At 72.5% G+C, this 23954-nt stretch carries 23 protein-coding genes; 8 read left to right on the top strand and 15 right to left on the bottom strand.

Annotated features, from left to right (window positions below; all coding sequences use genetic code 11):
* Positions 1 to 7: 7 nt before the first annotated feature.
* The 5 genes from QI554_RS29575 to QI554_RS29555 all read right to left on the bottom strand — a co-directional run bounded on the left by QI554_RS29575 (position 8) and on the right by QI554_RS29555 (position 4259).
* Positions 8 to 838, bottom strand: a complete 831-nt coding sequence (locus QI554_RS29575; protein WP_281474104.1) for a hypothetical protein — start codon at positions 836 to 838, stop codon at positions 8 to 10.
* Positions 839 to 908: 70 nt separating this feature from the next.
* Positions 909 to 1415 (bottom strand): SigE family RNA polymerase sigma factor, encoded by a 507-nt coding sequence (locus QI554_RS29570; protein ID WP_281474102.1) that lies wholly within the window; start codon positions 1413 to 1415, stop codon positions 909 to 911.
* 164 nt (positions 1416 to 1579) lie between these two features.
* The gene (locus QI554_RS29565; protein WP_281474100.1) at positions 1580 to 2242 is read right to left on the bottom strand and encodes an HhH-GPD-type base excision DNA repair protein; all 663 of its coding nucleotides are present in this window, start codon (positions 2240 to 2242) and stop codon (positions 1580 to 1582) included.
* Positions 2243 to 2383: 141 nt separating this feature from the next.
* Positions 2384 to 3613, bottom strand: a complete 1230-nt coding sequence (locus QI554_RS29560) for a L,D-transpeptidase (protein WP_281474098.1) — start codon at positions 3611 to 3613, stop codon at positions 2384 to 2386.
* A gap of 181 nt (positions 3614 to 3794) precedes the next feature.
* On the bottom strand, positions 3795 to 4259 hold the full coding sequence (locus QI554_RS29555; RefSeq protein ID WP_281474096.1) for a MarR family winged helix-turn-helix transcriptional regulator: 465 nt from the start codon (positions 4257 to 4259) through the stop codon (positions 3795 to 3797).
* Positions 4260 to 4294: 35 nt separating this feature from the next.
* On the opposite strand from QI554_RS29555, the gene QI554_RS29550 reads away from it, so the two are divergent.
* Entirely contained in the window at positions 4295 to 4672 is a 378-nt protein-coding gene (locus QI554_RS29550) for a YrdB family protein (RefSeq protein ID WP_281474094.1), read from the top strand.
* Between the two features lie 45 nt (positions 4673 to 4717).
* Positions 4718 to 5479, top strand: a complete 762-nt coding sequence (locus tag QI554_RS29545; protein WP_281474092.1) for an SDR family oxidoreductase — start codon at positions 4718 to 4720, stop codon at positions 5477 to 5479.
* A gap of 38 nt (positions 5480 to 5517) precedes the next feature.
* On the opposite strand, the gene QI554_RS29540 is transcribed toward QI554_RS29545, so the two are convergent.
* The 7 genes from QI554_RS29540 to QI554_RS29510 all read right to left on the bottom strand — a co-directional run bounded on the left by QI554_RS29540 (position 5518) and on the right by QI554_RS29510 (position 10599).
* Positions 5518 to 5787, bottom strand: coding sequence for a hypothetical protein (locus tag QI554_RS29540; RefSeq protein WP_281474091.1), 270 nt, complete (start codon positions 5785 to 5787; stop codon positions 5518 to 5520).
* 60 nt (positions 5788 to 5847) lie between these two features.
* The gene (locus QI554_RS29535; RefSeq protein WP_281474090.1) at positions 5848 to 6735 is read right to left on the bottom strand and encodes a sigma-70 family RNA polymerase sigma factor; all 888 of its coding nucleotides are present in this window, start codon (positions 6733 to 6735) and stop codon (positions 5848 to 5850) included.
* A 100-nt stretch (positions 6736 to 6835) separates the two neighbouring features.
* Positions 6836 to 7219 (bottom strand): hypothetical protein, encoded by a 384-nt coding sequence (locus QI554_RS29530; RefSeq protein ID WP_281474089.1) that lies wholly within the window; start codon positions 7217 to 7219, stop codon positions 6836 to 6838.
* A gap of 55 nt (positions 7220 to 7274) precedes the next feature.
* Positions 7275 to 7652, bottom strand: a complete 378-nt coding sequence (locus QI554_RS29525; RefSeq protein WP_281474088.1) for a roadblock/LC7 domain-containing protein — start codon at positions 7650 to 7652, stop codon at positions 7275 to 7277.
* A gap of 97 nt (positions 7653 to 7749) precedes the next feature.
* On the bottom strand, positions 7750 to 8664 hold the full coding sequence (locus tag QI554_RS29520; protein WP_281474086.1) for a transcriptional regulator: 915 nt from the start codon (positions 8662 to 8664) through the stop codon (positions 7750 to 7752).
* Complete coding sequence (locus QI554_RS29515) at positions 8661 to 9035, bottom strand: hypothetical protein (protein WP_281474083.1); 375 nt, start codon at positions 9033 to 9035, stop codon at positions 8661 to 8663. Before QI554_RS29515 ends, QI554_RS29520 begins: the two co-directional genes overlap by 4 nt.
* A 190-nt stretch (positions 9036 to 9225) precedes the next feature.
* Positions 9226 to 10599, bottom strand: a complete 1374-nt coding sequence (locus QI554_RS29510) for an MFS transporter (RefSeq protein ID WP_281474081.1) — start codon at positions 10597 to 10599, stop codon at positions 9226 to 9228.
* 722 nt (positions 10600 to 11321) lie between these two features.
* Between QI554_RS29510 and QI554_RS29505 the strand changes: the two genes are divergently transcribed.
* Positions 11322 to 12176, top strand: coding sequence for a helix-turn-helix transcriptional regulator (locus QI554_RS29505; protein ID WP_281474080.1), 855 nt, complete (start codon positions 11322 to 11324; stop codon positions 12174 to 12176).
* A 106-nt stretch (positions 12177 to 12282) separates the two neighbouring features.
* Here QI554_RS29505 and QI554_RS29500 read toward each other — a convergent pair whose 3' ends face one another.
* A complete protein-coding gene (locus QI554_RS29500) occupies positions 12283 to 13449 on the bottom strand; it encodes an acetyl-CoA C-acetyltransferase (RefSeq protein ID WP_281474078.1) in 1167 nt (388 codons plus the stop codon).
* A 131-nt stretch (positions 13450 to 13580) separates the two neighbouring features.
* Here QI554_RS29500 and QI554_RS29495 point away from each other — a divergent pair, with 131 nt between their 5' ends.
* Positions 13581 to 14747 (top strand): acyl-CoA dehydrogenase family protein, encoded by a 1167-nt coding sequence (locus QI554_RS29495; RefSeq protein WP_281474076.1) that lies wholly within the window; start codon positions 13581 to 13583, stop codon positions 14745 to 14747.
* A gap of 33 nt (positions 14748 to 14780) precedes the next feature.
* A complete protein-coding gene (locus QI554_RS29490; RefSeq protein WP_281474074.1) occupies positions 14781 to 15815 on the top strand; it encodes an acyl-CoA dehydrogenase family protein in 1035 nt (344 codons plus the stop codon).
* Between the two features lie 168 nt (positions 15816 to 15983).
* Here the strand turns inward: QI554_RS29490 and QI554_RS29485 are convergent, their stop codons facing one another.
* Positions 15984 to 16124, bottom strand: a complete 141-nt coding sequence (locus tag QI554_RS29485) for a hypothetical protein (RefSeq protein WP_281474072.1) — start codon at positions 16122 to 16124, stop codon at positions 15984 to 15986.
* Positions 16125 to 16291: 167 nt separating this feature from the next.
* Positions 16292 to 17068 (bottom strand): enoyl-CoA hydratase/isomerase family protein, encoded by a 777-nt coding sequence (locus QI554_RS29480; protein ID WP_281474070.1) that lies wholly within the window; start codon positions 17066 to 17068, stop codon positions 16292 to 16294.
* 159 nt (positions 17069 to 17227) lie between these two features.
* Here QI554_RS29480 and QI554_RS29475 point away from each other — a divergent pair, with 159 nt between their 5' ends.
* From QI554_RS29475 to QI554_RS29465, 3 genes are all read left to right on the top strand, one after another.
* Positions 17228 to 18853: a FadD3 family acyl-CoA ligase gene (locus tag QI554_RS29475; protein WP_281474067.1), complete on the top strand. Its 1626-nt coding sequence runs from the start codon at positions 17228 to 17230 to the stop codon at positions 18851 to 18853.
* Positions 18854 to 19019: 166 nt separating this feature from the next.
* Positions 19020 to 20513, top strand: coding sequence for a helix-turn-helix domain-containing protein (locus tag QI554_RS29470; RefSeq protein WP_281474066.1), 1494 nt, complete (start codon positions 19020 to 19022; stop codon positions 20511 to 20513).
* Between the two features lie 215 nt (positions 20514 to 20728).
* The gene (locus tag QI554_RS29465) at positions 20729 to 23833 is read left to right on the top strand and encodes a hypothetical protein (protein ID WP_281474065.1); all 3105 of its coding nucleotides are present in this window, start codon (positions 20729 to 20731) and stop codon (positions 23831 to 23833) included.
* Positions 23834 to 23954 lie beyond the last annotated feature (121 nt).

Genomic DNA, 23954 nt, shown 5'->3' with positions numbered 1-23954 from the left:
CTGGAGCCTACTTCGCGGGGAAGTCGCAGCTCACGAGGCCCGAGTTCGGATCGATCGGCGCGGTCCTCGTGGCGGTCTTGCACGCCACGGGGGTCCCGGGGGGCGGCTCCTCGCTGGCGGACTTGCTCGGGAGCGCCCGGATCGCGGCCAGGACCCGGGCGTTCTTGGCCAGCGCGAGCAGCTGATCCTCGGGGAGCGGGGTGCCGGTGGCGTAGCCGCCGTTGGGCAGCGCCAGCTTCGTGCTGATGACGTGGACGACCCGCCCGTCGGGGGTCTCGAGCGTCAGCCAGGTGTGACGCAATCCCTCCGGGTTCGGGACACCGCCCATGGAGAGCGCGCCCGTGGCGGCGCGGCTGCCGTCGGGGAGGGGCACCCAGGAGCATTCGTTGGTTGACGGGACACCGCACGACCGGCCAGGGACTCCGCCGGACAGGTAGGGATCCGGGACGACCTGGAGCTCCCACTTGGCGCCGTCGGCCTGGGCCACCTCGAAGTAGACCGCGTCGCTGCGTGGCCCGTCGGTGACGGTCGCGCCGCGGAGGACCGGGTCCGCGGTCAGCGCGTCGAGAAGCTGTTGCCGAGGCGTGGTCGCGGCCTGGCTCGCCGCCGGGCCGGTGGCGGTCGGGCCGGTGGCGGTGTGCTCGGGCCACGTGGTGGCGGCGACGGTGCCGGCGAGGACCGCGCTGAAGGCGAGCGCGGCCGCGCCGACGCGGATCCGGCGGCGCCGCCGCAGCCGGGCGCCGTCGGCGCGGGCGGCGGGGCGGAAGTCGCGCAGGTCGGGTTCGTCGCCGGGGAGTGCCTGGGAGAAGAGGTCGTGCATGCCGTCGTCGGTGATCACAGGATTCTCCATAGGAAGGTGGGACGCAGGCGGTGAGCGCGGGCTGGGACAGCCGGCGTGGAGGAACCGCTTAGGCGTGGGTGAGGTCGGCGAGCTGGTCGCCGAGGATGGCGCGTAGCTGCTCGAGCCCGCGGGTGGTCGCCGACCGCACGGAGCCGGCGTTCTTGTTCAGCAGCGCCGCGGTCTGCTCGATGCTCTGGTCCTCCCAGAAGCGCAGCACCAGCACCGCGCGGTACGCGGGTGTCATGCGGTCGAGTGCGGCCATCAACGCGACCCGGGTGTCGGGGTCGCCGGCGGCCGTTGCCTCGACGTCCGGCAGCGCCCCGGTCGCCGTCTCGGTGCTCGAGCGCTTGCGCGTGGTGTCCACGTAGGCGCGGACGAGAATCTTCCGCGCGTAGGCGTTCATGGCGCTCGGATCACGCACTCGGTGCCACCGCGAATAGACCTGCGTCATCGTGTGCTGGACGAGGTCCTCGGCGTGGTGCCAGTCGCCGCACAACAGGTACGCGGTGCGGCGCAGCGCGGCGCCGCGGGCGACGACGAAGTCGTCGAACGCGCGGTCGTGGTCTCGCTTCATCCGGGTCCCGGTTCTCCCGATCCGTCAACAACAGGGCACTCATCAGTCGGGATGGGGACGGGAAAACGCTGCGTCGTCGGGGCCGCGAAAAGTCGCCGGCCGCGCAAAAGGGCCCGTACGGTGTCGCACCGTACGGGCCCCTGCGGTCGTCGTTTCGCGGCGGGCTACTTCTTCGCGGTCTTCTCGGCCGCCTTCTTCGCGGTCGCCGTCTTGGTCGCGGTCTTCTTCGCGGCGGCCGGCTTGGCCGCCTTCTCGGCCTTCGCGGCGGCCTTCATCTCCTGCTTGTGGGCGCGGACCTTCTGCAGCGAGTCGGGGCCGGTGATGTCGGCGACCGACATGCACGAGCCGTCCGCGCCGTACGCGCCGGCGGCCTCGCGCCAGCCCTTGGGGCGGACGCCGTACTGCTTGCCCAGGAGCGCGGTGAAGATCTTGGCCTTCTGCTCGCCGTAGCCGGGCAGGTCGTGCAGCCGTTGGAAGAGCACGTCGCCGGTCGTGGCGTCCTTCCACACGGCCTGGGCGTCGCCGTCGTAGTGCTCGACGAGGTACTGGCACAGCTGCTGGACGCGCTTGGCCATCGAGCCCGGGTAGCGGTGGATCGCGGGCTTGTCGGAGAACAGCGCCGCGAACGCCTCGGGGTCGTAGGCCGCGATGTCGTGCGCGTCCAGGTCGTCGCCGCCCATGCGGGTCGCCAGCGTGTACGGGCCGGTGAACGCCCATTCCATGGGGATCTGCTGGTCGAGCAGCATGCCGACCAGCGCGGCCAGCGGGCTGCGCGCCAGCAGCGCGTCGGCGTCGGGCTGCTGCGCGAGTCGGATCGTGTTGGTCATGCCCCGATCTTCCCGCCCCCGGTGAGGCCGCGCACCCTGGCGCGCGGCCCACCCTGGCGCGCCGCCCACCCGTCGCCCCCCACCGCCCATATTCGAGGTCGCTTCGCTCCCACCCCTCTTTTGCCACTCGGCGGGGGCGTGCTACTTGAGGGCGCTGCCGGCCTGCCAGGCCGTCCAGTCGGGGTTCCAGTCGCCGTAGCCGTTGCCGGTGGCCACCGTCTTCTCCGTCGTGTTCTTGACGATGACCACGTCGCCCGGGATGACGCGGTTGTAGAAGCTCTGGGCGGTGCCGTCCGTCGCCAGGCCCACGCAGCCGTGCGTGACGTTGTTGTGGCCGGCCTCGGTGTCGGCGCGGTGGTTCTCGTGGAGGTAGGTGCCCGACGTGGTCAGGTGGACCGCCCAGTCGTAGTAGTCGTGGTACGCGTCCGCGAAGCCGACCGTGCGGGAGTCCATGAGCAGGTGCGGGTCCTTGTCCATCACGACCATCGTTCCGCCCCAGGTCGGGGTCGCCGGGGCGCCGCCGGTGACGGGGATCTTGACCGGCGTCTTGCCGTCGTCGACGGTCATCTCGTGGGTCTTGAGGTCGACGGTCGCGACCAGGTGCCGCGCGATGGTGAAGGAGACCTCCGCGTCGCGGGCCCCGAACCGGCCGCCGCCGGTCGGGACGCCGTTGAGCGCCGCCTTCACGGTGACCTTGGTGCCGGGCTGCCAGTAGTCGCGCGGGCGGAAGTCGATGCGCTGGCCGTCGTTCAGGTTCCGGTCCTTGACCCAGCTCCACGAGCCCTCGACCTTGGGCTCGGTGGTGACGGTCAGCGCGCGCTCGACGGCGGCGCGGTCGGTGACCGGCTGGTCGAAGGTGACGGATATCGGCATGCCGACGCCGTACTGGTGGCCGTTGCTCACGTTGACCTGCCAGGTGAGCTTCTTGTCGGCGGCGGGCGTGCTGAACTTCGAGGTCTGGCGGGTCTCCTGGCCGGTGGCGTTGGTGGCGGTGGCGACGACGCTGTAGGTCGTGCCGACGTGCAACGCGGCGGTGCTGTGCCACTGCGAGCCGTCCTGCGCGGTCTCTCCGGGGACCGCCGAGCCGTCGTCCGCGGTGACCGTGACGCCGCCGATCCGGCCGCCGGTGACGGCCACCGTGACGGGCTGCCCCAGCGTGAGCTTCGCGCCGTCGGCGGGCGTGACCGTGAGGGCCGCGGCGGGAGCCGCCGGGGAGCCGGGGGAGGCGGGCGCGCCGACGGGCGCGCCGGACACGACGGAGCCGTCGGCCGGGCGCGCCTTGCCGTCGTCGCTCTTTCCGCCGCCGCCGCCGGTGCACGCGGCGGAGAACACCGCCAGTGCCGCCAGCACCGTCACCGTCGTCCGCCGCATGGGTCCCTCCGGGGTGCGTGGGTTCACCCGGGTTCACCCGGGGTTCGTGCGAACCGCCCACCTCGTGGTGGTCGGCACCCGGATGACGTAGCGAGGCGGATCGGACGTTGCTCGCAAACCCTGTGACGCACACGACATTTCCCGCGGGAGCCGGAGGGGGCTTTGCGGCGTCCTGTCTGGGTCAGCCGGGCAGGCCGAACCGCCCGGCCAGTGCGGCGAGTACGGCGTGGAGCCGCTCGCGGTCGGCCCGGGGGACGCCGTCGAGCAGCTCCTCGTCGAGTTCGTGCCCGATCGCCGCGCAGCGCGCGAGCAGTGCCCGGCCTTCGTCGGTGAGGGTGAGCAACTGGCGGCGCCGGTCGGCCGGGTCGCGCTCGCGGCGCACCGCGCCGAGGCCCTCCAGATGGTCGGCCAGGGCGACGACCAGGCTCGGGGCGACGCCGAGGCCGCGCGCGAGGTCCTGCTGCGAGCGGCCCGGTCCCTCGGCGGCGAGCACCGTCATCAGGCCGACGTGCTTGGGCCGGAGCCCGAACCCGAGTGCGTCGATGCGGGCGGTGTAGGCGTCGGTGACGTACGCGCCGACGGTGCCGAGCCGGAACGTCGCCGTCGCGGTCAGGTCGGGGGAGTCGGCCCCCTTGACATCCTTCATGCCGATCATAATAACCTCTGAGAATCATTCAGAGCATGAATCGTTTTCGAATCGACGGATCGGGGAGTCGGACGATGATCGTGGTCAAGGGCGCCAACCTCGCGGTGGTCTTCCTGCTCGAACTGGCGGCGCTGGCCGGCGTCGGGACGTGGGGGTTCACCACCCGCGACGGGCTCGGCGCACGGCTGCTGGCCGGGCTCGGCGGGCCGGCCGTACTGATCGTGCTGTGGGCGCTGTTCGGCGCGCCGGACGCGACCTACAAGGTGCACGGGGCGGTCCGCGTCGCGTTCGAACTGGGCTGGTTCGGCATCGGCGTAGCGGCGTTCGCCGCCGCGGGGTACGTCACCCAGGCGACGGTGTTCGCCGTCACGTTCGCGGTGTCCAAGACCCTGGCGGTGGTGTGGCACCAGTAACGTGAAGCCGGACGCGCGTGCGGATCCGCCGGCGAAAGGTGCTCGATGACCGTCTTCCGTGATGACATCCTCGACGGCCGGGTCGCGATCGTCACCGGCGGAGCGACCGGGCTCGGGCTCGAAGTCGCGCGCACCCTCGGGCGGCACGGCGCGAAGGTGGCGATCTGCAGCCGCAAGGAGGACAACCTGCGGCCCGCCGTCAAGGAGTTGGCCGCGCAGGGCATCGAAGCCCGCTACGGGGTTTGCGACATAAGGGACATGGAGCAGGTGCAGCGCGTCGTGGCGGAGACCGTCGCCGCGTTCGGGCGGATCGACGTCGTCGTCAACAACGCGGCGGGCAACTTCCCCGCGCCGCTCACCGGGCTCAGCACCAACGGCTTCAAGGCGGTCGTCGACATCGACCTGCTGGGCACGTTCAACATGTCGCGTGCCGCGTACGACGCGTACCTCGGCGAGCACGGCGGCTCGATCGTCAACATATCCGCGACGATCCAGTACACCGGTATGGCGATGCAGGCGCACGTCGCCTCGGCGAAGGCGGGTGTCGACGCGCTGACCCGCACCTGCGCCATCGAGTGGGGCCGGAACGGGGTCCGCGTCAACGTCGTCGCCCCAGGCGGCATGACCGGCACCGAGGGCTACAGCCGCGTCACCGCCGTCACCGGCACGGGGACCCGCAGCCCGCTCGGCCGGCACGGTACCCGCCACGAAGTCGCCGACGCCGTCCTGTTCCTGGCGTCCGACGCCGCGTCGTACATCACCGGCGCCACGATCGCCGTCGACGGCGGGGCCTGTCTGGCGCGTTGAGCGCCTTCCTCGACGAACGGGCGGCGTGCGTCAGCGCGTCACCAGGTCAAGGCCGCCGCCGCGCCCGCCACCAGCCAGCCCCAGCGCAGCAGGGTCAACTCGGGCAGCGCGTGCGCGATCCCCGTCAACGCCAGGAACCCGCACAGCCACACCACCGCCGCGCCGCCGGGCCCGGTGACCGCGAGCAGGAGCAGCAGCACGAGCCAGCCCACCACCGTCAACACGACGGCGGGGCCCAGCAGCACGAAGAACTCGATGACCGTCGGCTCGCGCCGGACATACATGTACCGCGAAGCGGGGCGTCTCACGGCGATCTCCTTTCCGGAGACATCGGATGCACCCCGCTTCGCTGCCCGCTGAGCCGCCCGTCAGTCGAAGTCCGGCAGGTCCAGCGCGGCGAGGCGCTCCATGTCGCCGAAGACCTGGATGTCCAGGACCTTGCCGTTCTCGCCGACCGTGAACGCCATCGCCGTGACCGGCTTGCCGTCGAGGCGGGCGAAGATGCCCATCTGGCCGTTGATGACCGCGATCCGGCCCATCGGCGCCATCTTGCGGAACATGAACGCCTGCGCGCCGACGTCCGCCGCGCCGCGGATCAGGCGCAGCACGCCCGCGCCGCTGTCGACCCGCATCGACACGCTCGGGTCCAGCACGTTCACCAGCGCCTCGAAGTCGCCGCCGCGCGCCGCCGCGAGGAACGCCTCGACCACCTTGCGCTGCCGGCCCAGGTCCGGATCCGGCTTCGGCGGGGCGTCCGCCTGCACCTTCTTCCGTGCCCGGCTGGCCAGTTGGCGGGTCGCCGCCGGGGTCTTGTCGACGATCACCGCGATCTCGTCGAACGGCATCGCGAACATGTCGTGCAGGACGAACGCCAGCCGCTCCGCGGGCGGCAGCGTGTCCAGCACCACCAGCATCGCCAGCCCGATCGAGTCCACCTCGACCGCGCTGCGCTCCGGGTCCGCGTCGGGGCGCTCGACGACCGGGTCGGGCAGCCACGCCTCGCGCGCGTCCAGCGAGTCCTCGCGGCGCGACGTCCGCGACCGCAGCAGGTCCAGGCACACCCGCGACACCACGGTGGTCAGCCAGCCGCCGAGGTTGGCCACCTCGCTCACGTCGGTGCGGGCCAGCCGGAACCACGCCTCCTGGACCGCGTCCTCGGCCTCGCTCAGCGAACCGAGCATGCGGTACGCGACGGCCCGCAGGTGACCGCGGTTCTCCTCGAAACGCTGGGCCAGGAACTCTTGCTGGTCGGTCATGGGCCTATATAAGCACCGGGCGGCGCGATCGGAACCAACCCCTGTCCCGATCACGCCGCCCGGTGGTGCGCGCGGCGGCCACCCCGCCGCCGACGGACCGTCAGACCTCCAGGCTGTCCTCCACCTTGCGCAGCTGGTGCCGCGCCATCGCGAGGTTCGCGCGGTGCTTGTCGAGCGCCAGATAAAGGAACAGGCCGGTCTTGCCGCGGCCCTTGAGCAGCCGGATCAGGTGGTACTGGCCGCCGAGCGTGATCAGGATGTCCTCGATCTCGTCCTTGAGGCCCAGCATCTCCATGGTCCGCAGCTTCGCGCGCACCACGTCCGTGTTCCCGGCCGCCGCGACGGTCAGGTCGAGGTCCTTGCCCCCGCCGAGCGTGCCGAGCGCCATGCCGCTCGTGAAGTCGACGAGGGCGACGCCGAGGGTGCCCTCGATCGTCGTCATCGCTTCCTTGAGGGCGGTTTCGGTGTTGGCGGTACTGGCCATGGCTGGTCTACTTCCTCTTCTTCTGGGGATCCTGCGTACGGTGTTGGTCATCCGGTCACCCGTGCGCACCGTCGACCAGGTCCCCGATGCGGGCACTGGACTGGCGCGCCTCCATGTGCAGGCGGCCGACGTTGATGCGCGACTCGGCGAGGACGGTGAGCACGGCGGACGAGCCCGCCGAGTACGTCGCGACGTAGCCCTCCTCGCCGCGCACGAGCAGTTCGCGGAACTCGCCGCGGCCCGTGGCGTCCGCGAGACGTACTGCGACCGCGAGCGACGCCGCGGTCAGCGCCGCGACGCCCTCCGCCTCGGTGCCCGTGGTGTCCTGGGCCAGGACGAAGCCGTCCGTACTGGCCGCCACCGCACCGGTCACCTGCGGCACACGGGCCCGCAACCGGCGTAGTTCGTCCAGGACTTCGGGTTCCGCCGACATCGGCTTCCTCCTCTCGGCGCGCTTCCTCAGCGAGCGCCACATGGCACGGTTGGCGGGGTGTTCGGGCACGAGAAGGAAGCCGGGGAGCTCGGGTCGGTCACAGGCGGGCCTCCAGGGCGTCGCGTAGTCGGCGCAGCAGCGCGAGGTCGGGGTCGGCGGACACGTCCGCGATCCACGCCGGCAGCGCGGGGGGCGCGGCCGGAGGCGCGGTGCGCGGCGCGTCCAGGTACCCGGCGGCGGCGAGCCGCCGCACGTCGACCAGCACGTGGAAGGCCGGACGGCGCAACAGCCGGGCGATCGTGGTGGCGGTGCGGACCCCGTCGACGAGGTCCAGGACGGCGCGCCTGCTCCGGGCCAGCCCGCCCGCGCGGGGCTTCGCCGCGCGGCTGCGGCACAGCGGCGCGGTGTCCAACGGCGGGCACGGGCACACGTGGTCGAGCAGCGCGCGCCGCCGCCGGGTCTCCCGCTCGACCAGCCGCGCGGGGACGGGGCGGATCGGCCCCAGCCAGTGCGCCGCGCCGTACCGGAACCGGGCCGGCCCCGCATCGGGCGCGAGCGCGAAGAACGCGGCGTCGAACAGCGCGCCGAGGTGGCAGATCTCCAACTCGCCCGGCGCCACGCCCGCGTGGTCGACGAGGTAGCGGGCGACCTGGTGGTGCCCGCCCGCGTAGTCGACGGCCTCCTGCCAGCGCGCGGGCGCGAGCACCGACGGCCCCAGCAGCACGTCGAGCGGCGGCGCGTTCGGGCTCTCGGCGTGCACGACCTCGCCGTCCATGAGGTAGACGGTCCCCGCGTCGCCGAGCAGCGCCCCGGTCGCCCGCTGGGCGGCGAGGTGCACGAGCGTTGCGGCGTTCGCGGTCGTGGTGGACGGCGGGCCGTCAAGGGACGCGAGGACAGCCGTCTTTGCGGGCCTCGACGGGCGATGGTGTGCGTGTGGTTCGCGCGGCTCCCGTCCGGGCCGCGGGCCCGTCGTGGTCATGGCGTCCAGGGCGGACTCGGTGGTCGTCGTCATCGCAGCGCCAGCCTCTCGGCGAGGTCGCGCAGGCGGATCCGCGCGAGGGCGAGGTTGCCGGTCTCCCGGTCGAGCCACAGGTGCAGGAACACCGAGCTGTCGAAGCCGGTCTCGACGAAGCGCAGCAGGTGGAATCCGGCGCCGCTCGTGACGATCACGTCCTCGACCGGCACCCCGGCCGGTGCGAACGCGGCGTACTCGACGGCCAGGCGCGCCAGTTCGGCGGTCTCGGCGGCGGTCGCCTCGTGGTCGTCGTTCGGCGAGTCGCCGACCGCGCCCAACGCGAGCCCGCTGATCCACTCCACCACGCTGGCCCCGCGGGCTCCGGGCAGGGCCATGGCTTCGTAGAGGCACTCGTCGATCCCTGGCACGCCGAGGCTCCCCTTCCTGCGTGACATCGGTAACCGGGAAGCTACGCAGGGCGTTTGACCGAAAGGGTGAAATCCCTTGTTTTCCAGCGGAGACCCCGGGGGGCGGGGTTAGGATGCGCGCCGCCACCATGGGCGAACGCCCGACGGCCGCCGCACCGTGAGGGTGCGACGGCCATTGGGCGTAAGGGAGTCAGGCGCTCGCGGCGGCCGCGGCGTGCCCGCTCGAACGGGCGTCGCGCGGCAGGGCGAGCGCGGCGGCGACGCCCAGCAGGGTTCCGGCGGCGATCAGCCACAGCGCGGGCCGTACGCCGTCGAGCGGGACGAGGAGGGCGAGCCCGGCCCCGGCGCCGAACTGCAGTGCGGTGGAGGCCAGTCCGGACGCGATGCCCTGCTCCTCGGCGGGCACACCGGCTCCGGCCGCGATCCACATGGTGGTGAACACCATGCCGCCGCCGAGCCCGAACGCCGCGGTGCCGGGCAGCAGTTCGGCGTACCGGACGTCGCCGCTCATGACCGCGGCCAACAGCGCGGTGCCGACCGCCGCGAGGCCGAAGCCGAGGAGCAGCGTGCGGCGGACCCCGAGCCGGGCGACGAGCCGCTCACCGGCCATGTTGCCGAGCGTCAGCGCGAGCGTCGGACCGAGGAACGCGACACCGGTGCGCAGCGCCGAAAAGCCCATCTCCTGCTGGAAGTAGAGCGTGAGGAAGAACGGCACCGCCTGCACCGTCAGGCCGAACACCATGATCACGCCGGACGCCGCGGTCAGCGCGCGGTTGCGCAGCATCCGCAGCGGCAGCAGCGGACGCGCGGTCCGCGACTCCACCGCGCCGAACCCGGCCAGCAGCGCGACCGCCGCCACCGCCGCACCCAGCAGCCGGGCGTCGCCCCACCCCCACTCGGGGCCCTGCGCGATGACGAACACCAGCAGCGTCAGCCCGGCGGTACCGGTGACCGCGCCCGGCAGGTCGAACCCGCCGGTGTCGCGGGCCGACACGTCGGCCGGCAGCAGCACGAACGCGGCGGCCCCCGCTACCGCGACCAGCGGCACGTTGACGAAGAACACCGCCTGCCAGCCGAACGCACTGGTCAGCACCCCGCCGAGCAGCGCCCCGACACTCAGCCCGCCGGCCCCGGCGACCGCCCACACCGCCATGGCCCGGGTCCGCTGCGGCCCCTCCTCGAACAGCGTGCTCACCAACGACAACGTGGCCGGGAACAGCACGGCCCCACCGGCCCCCTGCACCGCCCGCGCCGCAACGAGCGCCCCGGGAGCGGCCGCCAACCCACCGAGCAGCGAGCCGACCCCGTACAGCCCCATCCCGACCACGAACATCCGCCGCCGCCCGGCCACATCGGCCAGACGCCCGCCGAGCAACAGCAACCCGCCGTAGACCACGGCGTAACCGCTGACCACCCACTGCAGCCCGTGGTCGGAGAACCCGACGTCGGTGGCGATCTCCGGCAGCGCGACGTACACGATCGTGAAGTCGATCGCCGTGACCAGACTCGCGAGCCCGAGCAGAGCGAGCGCCCATCCAGGTCGAAAGCGTGCGGCGTGCGGCATGGCGTGTCTCCGAACGAGAGGCGGGAGCGGCACCCGTCTCCCGGGCCCACCCCAACCCTGGGCTCCCACGCGGAACGGACCCAGCCCCGACCCGTGAGTACGCACACCGTGATCACCCTCCGGGGAGCCCACCCGCAGGACAGCCCGACCAGCAGGGCAGGGCCGCGGTGGGGGAGACCGGGTGCGGTGGAGCCCGACCCGGGAGCGCGCCGTGGCCGACGAGCCGGGCCGACGGGACAGGCGGCGCGGCGGGGCGGGATGACGGGAGCGCGAGATCGGTGTGGTGTGTGGGCGGCGGGCGAAGTCGGGGTCGGCGGCCGCGCGTCCGCCCTGCGCCGCGAATGCACACCTCGCCCGCGCCCGCGCCCGCGCCTGCGCCCGCGCTGCGAGTGTTGGCGCATGGGTGTGGTGCTGCCCCGGCAGGTGAGTGCGCGGCGTGATCACCTGCCGACGAGCCAGACCGGCGGGACAGACGGCGCAGCGGGGCGGGGTGACGGGAGCGCGAGATCGGGCGAAGTGCGGGGCGGTGGAGGCGCGTGCGTACTGCGTCCGACTCGCTGCCCGGCGACTGCGCCGCCCCTGCGCCTGCGCCGCGCGGGTGCCGCATCCGCACCGCGGCCTTTGGCCGCTGTGCCTTCCCCTCGTCCACAGGCTCGCGGCGTCGGCCTTGCCGTCGGGCGGGGGTGCTCGTCGGGGGTTCGGGGCCGACGTAGGGTCCTCGCATGGACGCCCGGAGCGAGTTGAGTGAGTTTCTCAAGTCCCGTCGTGCGCGGTTGCGCCCCGCCGATGTGGGGCTGCGGGACTACGGCGGGCGTCGGCGGGTTGCCGGGTTGCGGCGGGAGGAACTGGCGCAGGCCGCTGGGGTGAGTGCGGCGCATTACACGCGGTTGGAGCAGGGGCGGCCGGACAGCGTGTCCGCCGACGTGTTGGACGCGATCGCCACGGCGTTGCGGCTGGACGACGACGAGCGGGCCTATCTGCACCACGTCGCGCATCCCGCCGCTCCGTGTGCCGGTGGGGTGGCGCCGGTGCGGCCCGGGTTGCGGAACCTGCTCGCCTCGTTCGACACGACGGCGGCGCTGCTCGTGGGGCGGTTCACCGAGATCATCGGGTGGAACCCGCTGGCCGCCGCGGTGTTCACGGACTTCGGGGCGATGCCGGCGGAGGCCCGGACGATCACCGATCTGCTCTTCGGCGACCACGGGCTGCGCACGCTGCACGGCGACGGGTGGGAGACGGCCGCGCTCGAGCACGTCGCCCACCTGAGGGTGCTGAGCGCGCACTTCCGAGGCGACCCGCGGATCGACGCGCACATCGCCCGCGTTGCCGCGGCGAGCCCCGAGTTCGCCGCGATGTGGGCGGCGTATCCCGTCTCGCGGGTCCGGGACCGCGTCTACCGCCTGCACCATCCGGTCGTGGGCGTCCTGGAGCTGTACGGCGAACTCGTCATGCTGCCCGGCGACTCCGAGTACAGCGGCCTCGACCTGCTCGCGGCGGAACCGGGTTCGCCCTCGGACACCGCCCTGCGCAAGCTCGCCGCCGACGCCGGCACCGGAGCGGTGATCCCCTCACGGTGACACCGTCGCGGAAACGCGACCGCCGCGCCCCGGGCGGGGACGCGGCGGTCGATCGCTCGTACCGGTGCCGCGTGCTGACTGTGCGTCAGTACGCGGACGCGCGGCGTCAGCCCAGACGCTCGATGATCGTGACGTTGGCCTGGCCGCCGCCCTCGCACATGGTCTGGAGGCCGTAGCGGCCGCCGGTGCGCTCGAGGTGGTGCAGGAGCGTGGTCATGAGGCGCGCGCCGGTGGCGCCCAGCGGGTGGCCGAGGGCGATCGCGCCGCCGTTGGGGTTGACCTTGGCGTGGTCGGCCTTGATGTCCTTCATCCAGGACAGCACGACCGGGGCGAAGGCCTCGTTGATCTCGACGGCGTCGATGTCGTCGATGCTGAGGCCGGTCTTGGCGAACGCGTACTGCGTGGCCGGGATCGGCGCCGACAGCATCTCGATCGGGGACGCGCCGCGCACGCTGAGGTGGTGGATGCGCGCGCGGGGGGTCAGCCCGTACTGCTCGAGCGCGCGCTCGGAGACCACGAGGAGCGCTGCCGCGCCGTCGGAGATCTGCGACGCCACGGCGGCGGTCATCGAGCCGCCCTCCATGAGGACGTTGAGCTCCGCCATCTTCTCGAGCGTGGTGCCGCGGCGCGGGGGCTCGTCGGTGGTGACCAGCGTCCCGTCGACGTCGATCGGGGCGATCTCCTTCTCGAAGTACCCGTTGTCGATCGCGTGCAGCGCGCGCTCGTGCGAGGCGAGCGCGAACTCCTCCATCTCGCGGCGCGCGATGCCCCAGCGCTTGGCGATCAGCTCGGCGCCGTAGAACTGGTCCACGGGCTCGTTCCCGTACCGCGCGACCCAGCCCTTGGAGCCGGAGAACGGGTCCTCGAAGCCGAACTGCTTGGCGGAGGTCATGGCCGCCGAGATCGGGATCTGGTTCATGTTCTGCACGCCGCCGGCGACGATCACATCGGACGTGCCGGACATCACGGCCTGCGCCGCGAAGTGGATGGCCTGCTGCGACGAGCCGCACTGCCGGTCGATGGTGACGCCCGGCACGGCCTCGGAGTAGCCGGCCGCGAGCCACGCGGTGCGGGCGATGTCGCCGGCCTGCGGGCCGATCGCGTCGACGCAGCCGAAGACCACGTCCTCGACGACGTCGGGGTCGATGCCGGACCGCTCGACGAGCGCCGTGAGCACGTGCGCGCCCAGGTCGGCGGGGTGGACGCCCGCGAGGGAGCCCTTCTTGCGGCCGACCGGCGTACGGACCGCCTCGACGATGTATGCCTCGGGCATCAGAACTCCCAGAGTGATTTAACGGACATCCCCTGAACCGCGCCTGAACCGCTAACCTGACGGTCCGTCAGTTATATGCTACCCGCGCCCGGCGGAACGCCGAAGACGTGAGCAGTGTGAGGAGTGTCCCGGTGGATCTGGAGTTCTCACCGAAGGAGCAGGAGTTCCGGCAGGAGGTCCGCTCCTGGCTGGCCGCCAACGTTCCCGCGACCCCGCTGCCGTCCATGGACACCGAGGAGGGCTTCCGGCTCCACCAGGAGTGGGAGAAGAAGCTCTTCGACGCCCGCTGGGCGGTCGTCTCCTGGCCCAAGGCGTACGGCGGCCGCGAGGCCGGCCTCACCGAGTGGCTGATCTTCGAGGAGGAGTACTACCGCGCGGGCGCGCCCGGACGGGTCAGCCAGAACGGCATCTTCCTCTTCGCGCCGACCGTCTTCGAGTTCGGCAGCAAGGAGCAGCAGGACCGCTACCTGCCCAAGATGGCCTCCGGCGAGGAGATCTGGGTGCAGGGCTGGTCCGAGCCTGAGGCCGGCTCCGACCTCGCCAACGTGCGCTCGCGCGCCGACCGCGACGACGAGCGCGGCGGCTGGGTGCTCAACGGCCAGAAGATCTGGAGCTCGCGCGGCACCTACGGGCACCGCCTGTTCGGCCTGTTCCGCACCGACCCCGAGTCGAAGCGGCACCACGGCCTCACCTACTTCATGGTCGACCTGGCGTCCGCGGGCGTCACGGTCCGCCCGATCCCGCAGCTGGACGGCGAGCCGGGCTTCGCCGAGGTCTTCCTCGACGACGTCTTCGTGCCCGACGCCGACGTGCTGGGCGGCCCCGGCGAGGGCTGGAAGATCATGATCGCCACCACCGGCAGCGAGCGCGGCCTCAACCTGCGCAGCCCCGGCCGCTTCCTGGCCCCCGCCGACCGCCTCCTCGAGCTGTACAAGGAGCGCGGCAACGGCGACCAGGTGCTGCGCGACGCGGCCGTCCAGGCGTGGATGGACGCCGAGGCGTACCGACTGTTCACGTTCGGCACCGTCACCAAGCTGCTGGACGGCGGCCAGATCGGCGCCGACTCGTCCATCAACAAGGTCTTCTGGTCGCAGATGGACGTCGAGCTGCACGCCACCGCGCTCAAGCTGCTCGGCGGCTACGGCGAACTCGACGAGGGCTCGCCCGACGCCGTCGACGGCGCGCGCTGGCTGGACGGCTTCCTGTTCGCCCTCGGCGGCCCCATCTACGCCGGCACCAACGAGATCCAGCGCAACACCATCGCGGAGCGCATCCTCGGCCTGCCCCGGGCCAAGTAAGCACACGGCCCTAGCGAGCAAAGGAATCTGACGATGCGTCTGGCATTCACCGAGGACCAGCAGCTGTTCCGCGAGACGGTCCGCGACTTCCTCGATGCGAACTGCACCACCGAGCAGCTGCGCGCGGCGTGGGCGGCCGACAGCGCGGTGTCCGCGCGCTGGGGCGAGCTCGCCAAGATCGGCGTGACCGGCCTGGTCGTCCCGGAGGAGCAGGACGGGCTCGGGCTCACCGACGAGGAGCTGTCCGCGGTCCTGGAGTCGGCCGGCTACGCCGCGCTGCCCGAGCCGCTGCTGGAGTCCGCTGTCGCGGCGGGCCTGCTCGCCGAGTTCGCGCCCGACGCGGGCTGGCTGGAGCGGATCGCCGCGGGCGATGCGGTGGCCTCCGTGCTGCTGCCCGGGCAGCCGTTCGCGATCGAGGCCGCGGCCGCCGACGTGCTGGTGATCGGCACCGAGGACGGCGAGATCCACGTCGTGAACCCGGCGGACTGCACGCTCACCGCGCAGCGCTCCGTCGACCGCAGCCGCAAGCTGTCGGCGGTCGCCTTCACCCCGGCCCCCGAGACGCTGGTCGCCTCCGGACCGGCCGCCGCGGCGGCGCTGGCCCGCGCGGCGGACCGCGGCGCGCTGGGCGCGGCGGCGCTGCTGCTCGGCCTGACCCGCCGCATGCTGGACATGGCCGTCGAGTACGCCAAGCAGCGCGTGCAGCGCGGCGTCCTGATCGGCACCCACCAGTCGGTGCAGCACCACCTGGCAAACGTGCTGATCAAGCTGGAGTTCGCCCGGCCGGTCGTGATGCGCGCCGCGTACTCGCTCGCCCGCGACCTGCCGTCGGCGGCGCGCGACGTGTCGATGGCGAAGATCTACGCCGGCGAGGCCGCCGACCTCGCGGCGCGCAACGCCCTCCAGGTGCACGGCGCGATCGGCTACACCGAGGAGCACGACCTCCAGCTGTTCATGAAGCGCGCGTGGGCGCTCGGCGCGGCCTGGGGCGACGCGGGCCACCACCGCGCCCGCGTGGCGGCGGACCTGCTGGGCGACGCCCCGGCACCGCTGACACCGGCGTTCTGACGGCGGAACGCAGCCGCCAGGCGACAACCGCGAACGACAAAGGAGAACCCCGGGCGTCCCGTCCGGGGTTCTCCTCGTCATGGGCCCGCCGCACCGGACCCGGGGGCGGGGTGTGGGGTCCCGTTCCCGGTCCGGCGCGGCGGGGGTCGTGGTGGGGGTTCGGTCGGGTCAGCGTCGCGCGCCCGCGCCCACGCGACGGGTCTCCCCGCGCCGGGCGGCGTTGCGCAGTTCGAGCAGGGCGGCGACGGCCAGCACGAAGGCGACGGGCAGGACCAGGCCGGCCGACGTGAGCTGCGAGAGAGCGGTCACGGGAGACACCCCTTGTCGTCCGCGGACGTCGTTGGCGGTTCGGAGCCGGGGTTTTCCCGGCACCACGAGTCAACCGCTCCGAGGGGGTGTCCCGACATGGTGCGACCGCCCCGTTAGGGGTGGGGCTAGCCCCACCCGTCCCGCGGCGGTCCACCCGTCCGTGAGGGTCAGCGGACCCGGTACTCCTTGCTGCGCTGCTGGAACAGCCCGGCCTGCTCGGACCAGTCCAGGTTGCCGAGCGTGATCATGTGGGGGGCCATCGTGAGGGCCTGCGCGCGCGTCATGTCGCGGGCCGCCCAGATGGAGCGGACCGAGCCCTCGACGCCGTGCGGCGGGTACGACGCGATCGCCTCGGCCGCCCAGCGCGCCGTCTCGCGCAGCTCGTCGGCCGGCACGACCTGCGAGACCAGCCCGGTCTCGTACGCCCGCTTGGCGCTCATCCGCTCGGCGTTGCCCAGCAGCGTGAGCCGCATGACCTCGCCCAGTGGCATGCGCTGCGCGAGGTGCATCGACTCGAAGCCGGACACCATGCCGTACGTGGTGTGCGGGTCGAAGAACGTCGCGTCCTCGCTCGCGATGATGAACTCGCACTCGCCGAGCAGGTAGAACGCGCCGCCGCAGGCCATGCCGTTGACCGCGACGATGACCGGCTTCCACAGGTCGGAGTACTTCGGCCCGATCTTCAGCATCGGGTCGTCCATCATGTACGGCGACGACGGCTGCGGGATGTCCACGGACCGGTCGATGCCGGTGCAGAACGCCTTGTCGCCGGCCCCGGTGAGGACGATCACACGCACGTCGTCGTCGTGCCGCAGGTCACGCCACAGCGTGTGCAGCTCCTCGATCATCACGAGGTCGAAGGCGTTGTGGCGGTCGGGCCGGTTCAGGGTCACCCAGGCGACGCCGTCGGCCTGTTCGTACCCGAGCGTCTCGAACGTGCGCATGCTGCCCATCCTCCGTCTGTCGGTCCCGTGGCCTGGCGTGCTCCGGGCGTGGTCTCGATCTCCTGGTCGGCAGCTTCCCTCGCCGACCTAATCTGACGTACCGTCAGGTCAGACTAGCAACGGCACTGGCGGCCTCCGTCGGACCTCTCAGGAGCGATCATGCAGGGTGATCTCGAGTGGGGCAGCATCCCCGCTCTCGTCGACAGCGCGGCCGAGCGCTTCGGTGACCGCGAGGCCGTCGTGGACGGCGGTGTGCGCATCACGTTCGCCGAGCTGCGCGACCGTGTGCGCGCCGCCGCCGCGGCCGCCATCGCCGCGGGCCTGGAGAAGGGCGACCGGGTCGCCGTCTGGGCGCCGAACTCGCGCGACTGGCTCACCGCCGCGCTCGGCGCGCTCACCGCGGGCGGCGTCATCGTCCCGATGAACACCCGCTACAAGGGCGCCGAAGCGCAGTACGTGCTGGAGAAGACACGTGCCAAGCTGCTCTTCGTCTCCGGCACCTTCCTCGGCGCCTCGTACGTCGCGATGCTGCGCTCGTCCGCGGGAGAGGGCAGCCCTGGCCAGCCCTTCGCCGCGCTCCCCGACCTGACCACCACGGTCGTCCTCGCCGACGGCGCGCCCGAGACGTGCACCACGTGGGCCGACTTCCTGGCCGCGGGTGAGTCCGTGCCGGCCGAGGCGGTCGACGCCCGCGCCGCGTCCGTCGGCGCCGACGACACCGGCGACATCATCTTCACCTCCGGCACCACCGGGCGCCCCAAGGGCGTCATGACCACGCACGGCCAGTCGCTGCGGGTCTTCCGCACCTGGGCGGACACCGTGGGCCTCGCCGAAGGCGACCGCTACCTCATCGTCAACCCGTTCTTCCACACCTTCGGCTACAAGGCCGGCATCCTCGCCAGCCTGATCACCGGCGCGACAATGATCCCCCAGGCGGTCTTCGACGTCGACGCGACGCTCGCGCTCATCCAGGCCGAGAAGGTGTCCGTCCTGCCGGGCGCGCCGACCATCTACACCTCGCTGCTCGACTCCGGGACGCGCGGCAAGTACGACCTGTCCTCGCTGCGGCTCGCCGTCACCGGCGCCGCGTCCGTACCGCTGTCGCTGGTCAACCGGATGAGCACCGAGCTCGGCTTCGACACCGTGCTCACCGCGTACGGCCTGACCGAGTCGTGCGGCACCGTCAGCATGTGCCGCCAGGGCGACCCCGCGGAGATCATCGCGGCCACCTCCGGGCGGGCCATCGACGGCGTCGAGCTGGTCACCGTCGACGAGTCCGGCAAGCCCACCGCGCCCGGCGACCCCGGCGAGGTGTGGGTGCGCGGATACAACGTGATGAAGGGCTACTTCGAGGACGCCGAGGAGACCGCCAAGGCCGTCGACGCGGACGGCTGGCTGCACACCGGCGACGTCGGCATCCTCGACGAACAGGGCAACCTGCGCATCACCGACCGCATCAAGGACATGTACATCGTCGGCGGCTTCAACGCCTACCCCGCCGAGATCGAGTCCGTCCTCGCCGCCCACCCGGCGGTCTCCGAGGCCGCCGTCATCGGCGTCCCCGACGCCCGCATGGGCGAGGTCGGCAAGGCCTACCTCCTGCTCCGCGCCGGCGCGACTGTCACGCCCGAGGAGATCGTCGACTACTGCCGCAAGGAGATGGCGAACTACAAGGTGCCGCGCTACGTCGAGATCGTCACCGAGTTCCCGCGCAACCCCACCGGCAAGGTCATGAAGTTCGAGCTCCGCGCCCAGGCCGCCGAGGAGTTCGCGCGCAAGGACTGACCCCCGCGACCTCGTCGCCACGGCCGACCCGGGCCGCGCGTCTCGTCCCCAGGTGGGAGGCGCGCGGCCCGGGTGGATCATGCCTCGGGCCGAGTTCCGCGCCGCGCGCCGTCCTGCATCATGCCCTCGGGGACGTGATCGCGGAGCTGACGGGGGAGGCGCGGACGTGGCGACGGGGCGGTGGGGGCGCGACGACCACGGTGCGGACCTTGTCGAACTGCACCGCATGGTCGGCGGCGGACGGCTGACCACGGCGTGCGTGCTCGGCCGGCTCGGACGGCACGCCGGTTGCCCCGTCCTGCTGTTCGACCGCGCCGGGCGGGTGGTGTGCGGGGACGGGCCCCGCCCCGACCCGGCCCCGCCCGCGGCCTCGGTGTTCGCGACCGTGCGGCCCGTCGTGCACCGGGTCGGGGAGGCGTACTGGACGCTCGTCCCGTTCGAACGCGACGACCTGGTGCTCGGCGCCGTCGGCCCGTACCCGCTGCCGCCGGGACTCGTCAGGTTCCTGGCCGACGCGGTGTGGCTGGTCGCGTTCTCGCACGGGCGCGAGCGGCACGAGGCCGCCCGGCTGCGGCTCGCCGAGTCGGCGTTCAGCCTGCGCGAGGGCGTGGTGACCCTCGTGCTGTCCGGGCAACTCGCCACGGCGCAGCGGGTCGCCGCCCGGCTCGGCGACCGACTACCGGAACCCGCACGCGTGTTGGTGGTCGACACCGACCCCGCCGGGCGCGACCGGGTCGCCGCGGACTGCGCGAAGGCCGGCGACGGGGTCGGCGGCGGGCTCGTGTGGGTCGCCCGCTGCCTCGAGTCCGAGCGGCACGTACTGGTCGTGGCGCCCGCCGAGCACGGCGAGGAACTCTCCGGCGAACTGGCCGCCGTCGACCCGCACGTGGTGGTCGGGGTCGGCCCGCCGCAGCCGCTGCGGCACACCGCGTTCGGGTACGAGCGGGTACGCGACGAGGCGCTCCCGGCCGCCCGGCGTGCCCCGTGCCGGTGCGCCGTGCTGGCCCCCGACGCCGGTCCGGCCTGGGCGATCGGCGCCATCGGCCGAGGCTGGGCCGACGCGTTCCTCCGGCCGCTGGCCGCACACGAGCCCGCGCGTGCCCAGGACCCGTGCGGCGAGGACCTGACCGTCACGGTGCGGACCTGGCTCGCGTACGGCGCCGAAGCGCCGCGCCGCCTCTACGTGCACCGCAACACCCTGACCGCGCGCCTGCGGCTGGTCGGCGCGCTGTTGGACGTGGACCTCACGACGGTCGCCGGGCAGGCGGTCGCGTCGCTGGCCCTCGGCTTCGACGCGCTTCCGCCCGACACCCGTGACGCCGACGACGCCTCCGACGCCGCCCGTGATGCGCGCCCCGACCGCAACGAACCGCCTTTCGTGGCACTCGACTCCGTCCTGAGCGCGCCCGCCGCCCGGGCGTGGGCGGTCGAGACGCTGTGCGGCGTGCTCGACGCGCCGGCGGGCGCCGAGGCGCGGACGCTGCGCGCCTGGCTCGCACACGACACTCGCATCGGGCCGACCGCGACCGCGCTCGGCATCTCGGTCGCGGGACTGCGCAAGCGCTTGTGCCGGCTGTCGCGGCGGTTCGGCGCCGACCTGCGCACGAACCCGCCGCTGCGCCACGACCTGTGGCTGGCGCTGCGCGTCGTGGACGCCTGACGGGTCCGGCCGCGGCAGTATCCCCGCACGCCCACGCCCGAGGCCAGTCCCGCTCGGCACACTGACCCGGGCCGCGCGGTACCGCTTCGACCGGTGTCCCGCACGACACGCCGACAGGACGCGAAACACCAGGTCGGGCAGGGTCTTTGGGGAGGTTCACGGAGCCACACTGCGGCCCGGCCGTGATCATCGGCCGCGTCGTACGAGAGGCTCTCATGAAACGCATCGCCACCGCGATCGCCGCGATGGTCCTCCTCACCGGACCGGCGTACACCGCGTCGGCCGCTGTGCCGTCCGCGGGCGCACCACCCGGCAAGTCCCCTTCCGCCGCACCCGACTTCGGCACGGCCGACAAGGTCGTCGCGGCCTGGAAGGCGCACGCCGTCAGCGACGACGAACTCGTCCGCTACGGCACCCAGTGGCTCATCGGCGACCCCGCGTTGCCGGACCGCTTCAAGGCGGACCGGCCGCTGGGCGAACTGTCCGCCGCCTACCAGGTGTTCCTGTCCCAGCACGCCGCCGCGGCGAGCCCGCAGACCCGTGACTGGCTGGCGTCGGTGTTCGCCGGCGACAAGGGCGGTGCGGCCAAGCCCGCCGCCGCCGCGAAGTCCGCGTCCGTCGCGACGGGTTCCGCGGCGCTGCCGGACGACCCGAACAACGAGTGCGGCCTGGACGTGACGTTCCTGCTCGACCACTACAGCTGCCGCTACCGCACGGCGGACTTCCGGATCTACTACAACATCGCGTCGGGGACCGCGTACGAACCCTGGAGGATCCCCGGCGTGTTCACCCGGGCCTCCGACACCCCGGACGGCATCCTCCAGCTGGTCGAGGGTGCGACGTCGGCGTTCTCCGCCTACCGCAAGATGGGCTACCAGATCTCGCTGACCAGCGACGGCATGCCCATCTACATCGGCTCACGCGCCGTGGAGAAAGAGGGCGCGGCGCTCACGTGGCCCTTCGACAGCATCGGCGAGGGCAAGGGCAACCCGGTCATCATGATGCCGTCCGACTTCCGCACCGGACGCACCACGCCCAAGACGCAGTACAACTACCTGCCGCGGCACGAGGTCTTCCACGCCTTCCAGTACCACTACATCCCGAACGCGAGCATCCTCCAGGAGGTCGCCTCGACCAACTGGTGGATGGAGGCCACGGCCGAGTGGGCGACCCGCAAGAGCTACGACACCGACCCGGGCTACTACGGAGAACCCGGTGAGGACACCTACTACGCGCGCAACGCCGACCAGTTCTTCGGCGCCCCCGAGCGCGCGGTCAACGCGTGGGACAGGCTCGGGCAACCCCGCCAGTACTCGGCGAACCCGTTCGCGACCTACCTGAGCGAGCGCGTCGACTCGACGTTCGTGCGCCGCAGCTGGGAGAACTACGCGTCCGGCGACAACACGGCGATGAGCGCGATCATGCTCACCTTCGCCCAGCTGAAGGCCGACGCCTCCGCAGTCATGGCCGACTTCGCCGTCGCCAACTACCGTCTCTCGTACGCCGGATCGGTGCTGTCGCCGACGACGGGAAGCTACGTCCCGCTGCCGGGCTACAACGATCCGCAGGCCGGAACGCTGTGGCGCGAGGTCCTCCAAGACACCCTGAAGTTCCCGACCGCGGGCGACTCGTACGGCGCCGCCCGGCCGTCCCGCCGCCTCCACGAACTCGGCTGGCACGACGGCAAACCGACGTCCACCGGCGACCAGACGTTCCAGCTGCAGCCCGGCGGCGCGTTCTACGCGGACATCGCGCCGCAGGGCGTGCTGAACGCGCCCGACGACCGCGGCATCGTCAAGGTGCATGTGAACCCCGACCCGAAGCTGCGCTACAAGCTGCTCACGTGGAAGCGGAACGGCTCTGGCGGCAACGTCTACCCGGGCATGGAGGAGATGGTCTCCTTCGACGCCAACGGCGACGCCACCACACGGGTCGCGGACCCCGGCACGGTGTTCACCCTCGTGGTGGCCCGCGTCGACCTGGTCAACGACTCGGCGACGGCCGCGGCCGACGTCCTGACCGGGGGCTGGAACGCCGCCCTCGTCCCCGACGCGTCCACCCGGGTCACCGTCGAGGGCGACCCGGGGACCGCGTCGACGCTGTACACGGCGCAGCACAACTGGTTCACCTTCGACACGACGCCCGGGCAGCGGTTCTACGTGGCCGGGTCGGTGCCGGAGTACGCGACCGTGTACCTGCACGAGCCGTCCGGCAACGTCGTCGCCACCGACTACGCCGAATCGGACGCGCGACGCCACATGTTCGGCGGCAACGAGTACACCGCCAAGGGCGGCACGTACTACGTCGAGGTGATGCCGCGCGGGAACTCGGCCACGACAGCCGCGACCGTGCGCGTGCTGTCGGACGTCCCGACCTTCGACGCCACCGTCGACGGCGACCCCGCCGTGCCGGTCACCGTCAAGTGGGGCCAGCACACCCAGGTCACCTTCCAGGGCACCGCGGGCCAGAACGTCTACTTCGCCGGACAGGCGCCGGGCGTCAGCTACTACGAGCTGTTCGACCCGTCCGGCAAGTCGCTGCGCTGGGACACCGAGACGTCGTCGGGCCGCGTGGCGCTTTTCGACCGCACTCAGCTCGGCACGACCGGCACGTACACCGTGAAGGCGCGGCTCGACGCGCGGCAGACCGACACGTCGCTGTTCCGCGTCCTCAGCGACATCCCCACGGCCGCGGCGACGATCGACGGGCCCGCGGCCACGGCCACCGGGACGAAGTGGGGGCAGCGCACCCGCGTCACCTTCCAGTCCCCGAACGCGAACCAGCTGTTCTACGCGGCGGCGAACAGCGGCCTCTACCGCCACTGGACGCTCTACGGCCCGCGCGGCGACACGATCCTCACCGCCACCGAGTGGGACAGCAACCGCAACATGCTGATCAGCCCGCGCACGCTCGCCGAACCCGGAACCTACGTCCTGGAAGCCGATCCGCAGTTCAACGACAACCCGGCCTCCACCGTCCAGCTCTACGGCAGCCGCGACGCCGCCACCATCGCGGTGGACGGGGCGGGCACGACGCTGAACGTCGCGGCCGGCGGCCGCCAGGCGGCGGTGTCGTTCACCGCGAACGCCGGCCAGAAGGTCAGCCTGAGCGCGTCCGGGCCGTGGGGGACGACGTTCGAACTGCGCGACCCCAAGGGCCAGTACGTCACGTCGGTCACCAGCTACAGCAACTGGGACCCGACGTCGGTCCTCAACGGCAGGACGCTCTCCACCACGGGTGAGTACCAGTTGTGGATCGCACCGCCGCCGGCCCGCGGCAGCGCGTCCACCGTCACCGCCAGGGTCGTCACGGCGCCCTGACCGGACCGCTCGGCGGACAGCCGGGCCCGGTGGCCGGGACGCGCACCAACCCGACCGCTGGGCCCGGCGCGCTGTAGGCTGCCGGACTTCGGACCCCTCCCCGGGTCCCTGAGACCGACAA

The organism is Yinghuangia seranimata, assembly GCF_029953285.1.
Classification (GTDB): Bacteria; Actinomycetota; Actinomycetes; order Streptomycetales; family Streptomycetaceae; genus Yinghuangia; species Yinghuangia seranimata.
The sequence above is the reverse complement of the archived record's forward strand: the minus strand, read 5'-3'. Positions and strand labels throughout refer to the sequence as shown.

What these genes read in the sequence shown, in the direction of transcription:
- QI554_RS29570 (WP_281474102.1), bottom strand. Translation starts at nt 1,415, where the DNA reads ATGAAGCGAGACCACGACCGCGCGTTCGACGACTTCGTCGTCGCCCGC.
- QI554_RS29565 (WP_281474100.1), bottom strand. Translation starts at nt 2,242, where the DNA reads ATGACCAACACGATCCGACTCGCGCAGCAGCCCGACGCCGACGCGCTG.
- QI554_RS29560 (WP_281474098.1), bottom strand. Translation starts at nt 3,613, where the DNA reads ATGCGGCGGACGACGGTGACGGTGCTGGCGGCACTGGCGGTGTTCTCC.
- QI554_RS29555 (WP_281474096.1), bottom strand. Translation starts at nt 4,259, where the DNA reads ATGAAGGATGTCAAGGGGGCCGACTCCCCCGACCTGACCGCGACGGCG.
- QI554_RS29550 (WP_281474094.1), top strand. Translation starts at nt 4,295, where the DNA reads ATGAATCGTTTTCGAATCGACGGATCGGGGAGTCGGACGATGATCGTG.
- QI554_RS29545 (WP_281474092.1), top strand. Translation starts at nt 4,718, where the DNA reads ATGACCGTCTTCCGTGATGACATCCTCGACGGCCGGGTCGCGATCGTC.
- QI554_RS29535 (WP_281474090.1), bottom strand. Translation starts at nt 6,735, where the DNA reads ATGACCGACCAGCAAGAGTTCCTGGCCCAGCGTTTCGAGGAGAACCGC.
- QI554_RS29530 (WP_281474089.1), bottom strand. Translation starts at nt 7,219, where the DNA reads ATGGCCAGTACCGCCAACACCGAAACCGCCCTCAAGGAAGCGATGACG.
- QI554_RS29525 (WP_281474088.1), bottom strand. Translation starts at nt 7,652, where the DNA reads ATGTCGGCGGAACCCGAAGTCCTGGACGAACTACGCCGGTTGCGGGCC.
- QI554_RS29520 (WP_281474086.1), bottom strand. Translation starts at nt 8,664, where the DNA reads ATGACGACGACCACCGAGTCCGCCCTGGACGCCATGACCACGACGGGC.
- QI554_RS29510 (WP_281474081.1), bottom strand. Translation starts at nt 10,599, where the DNA reads ATGCCGCACGCCGCACGCTTTCGACCTGGATGGGCGCTCGCTCTGCTC.
- QI554_RS29505 (WP_281474080.1), top strand. Translation starts at nt 11,322, where the DNA reads ATGGACGCCCGGAGCGAGTTGAGTGAGTTTCTCAAGTCCCGTCGTGCG.
- QI554_RS29500 (WP_281474078.1), bottom strand. Translation starts at nt 13,449, where the DNA reads ATGCCCGAGGCATACATCGTCGAGGCGGTCCGTACGCCGGTCGGCCGC.
- QI554_RS29490 (WP_281474074.1), top strand. Translation starts at nt 14,781, where the DNA reads ATGCGTCTGGCATTCACCGAGGACCAGCAGCTGTTCCGCGAGACGGTC.
- QI554_RS29480 (WP_281474070.1), bottom strand. Translation starts at nt 17,068, where the DNA reads ATGCGCACGTTCGAGACGCTCGGGTACGAACAGGCCGACGGCGTCGCC.
- QI554_RS29475 (WP_281474067.1), top strand. Translation starts at nt 17,228, where the DNA reads ATGCAGGGTGATCTCGAGTGGGGCAGCATCCCCGCTCTCGTCGACAGC.
- QI554_RS29465 (WP_281474065.1), top strand. Translation starts at nt 20,729, where the DNA reads ATGAAACGCATCGCCACCGCGATCGCCGCGATGGTCCTCCTCACCGGA.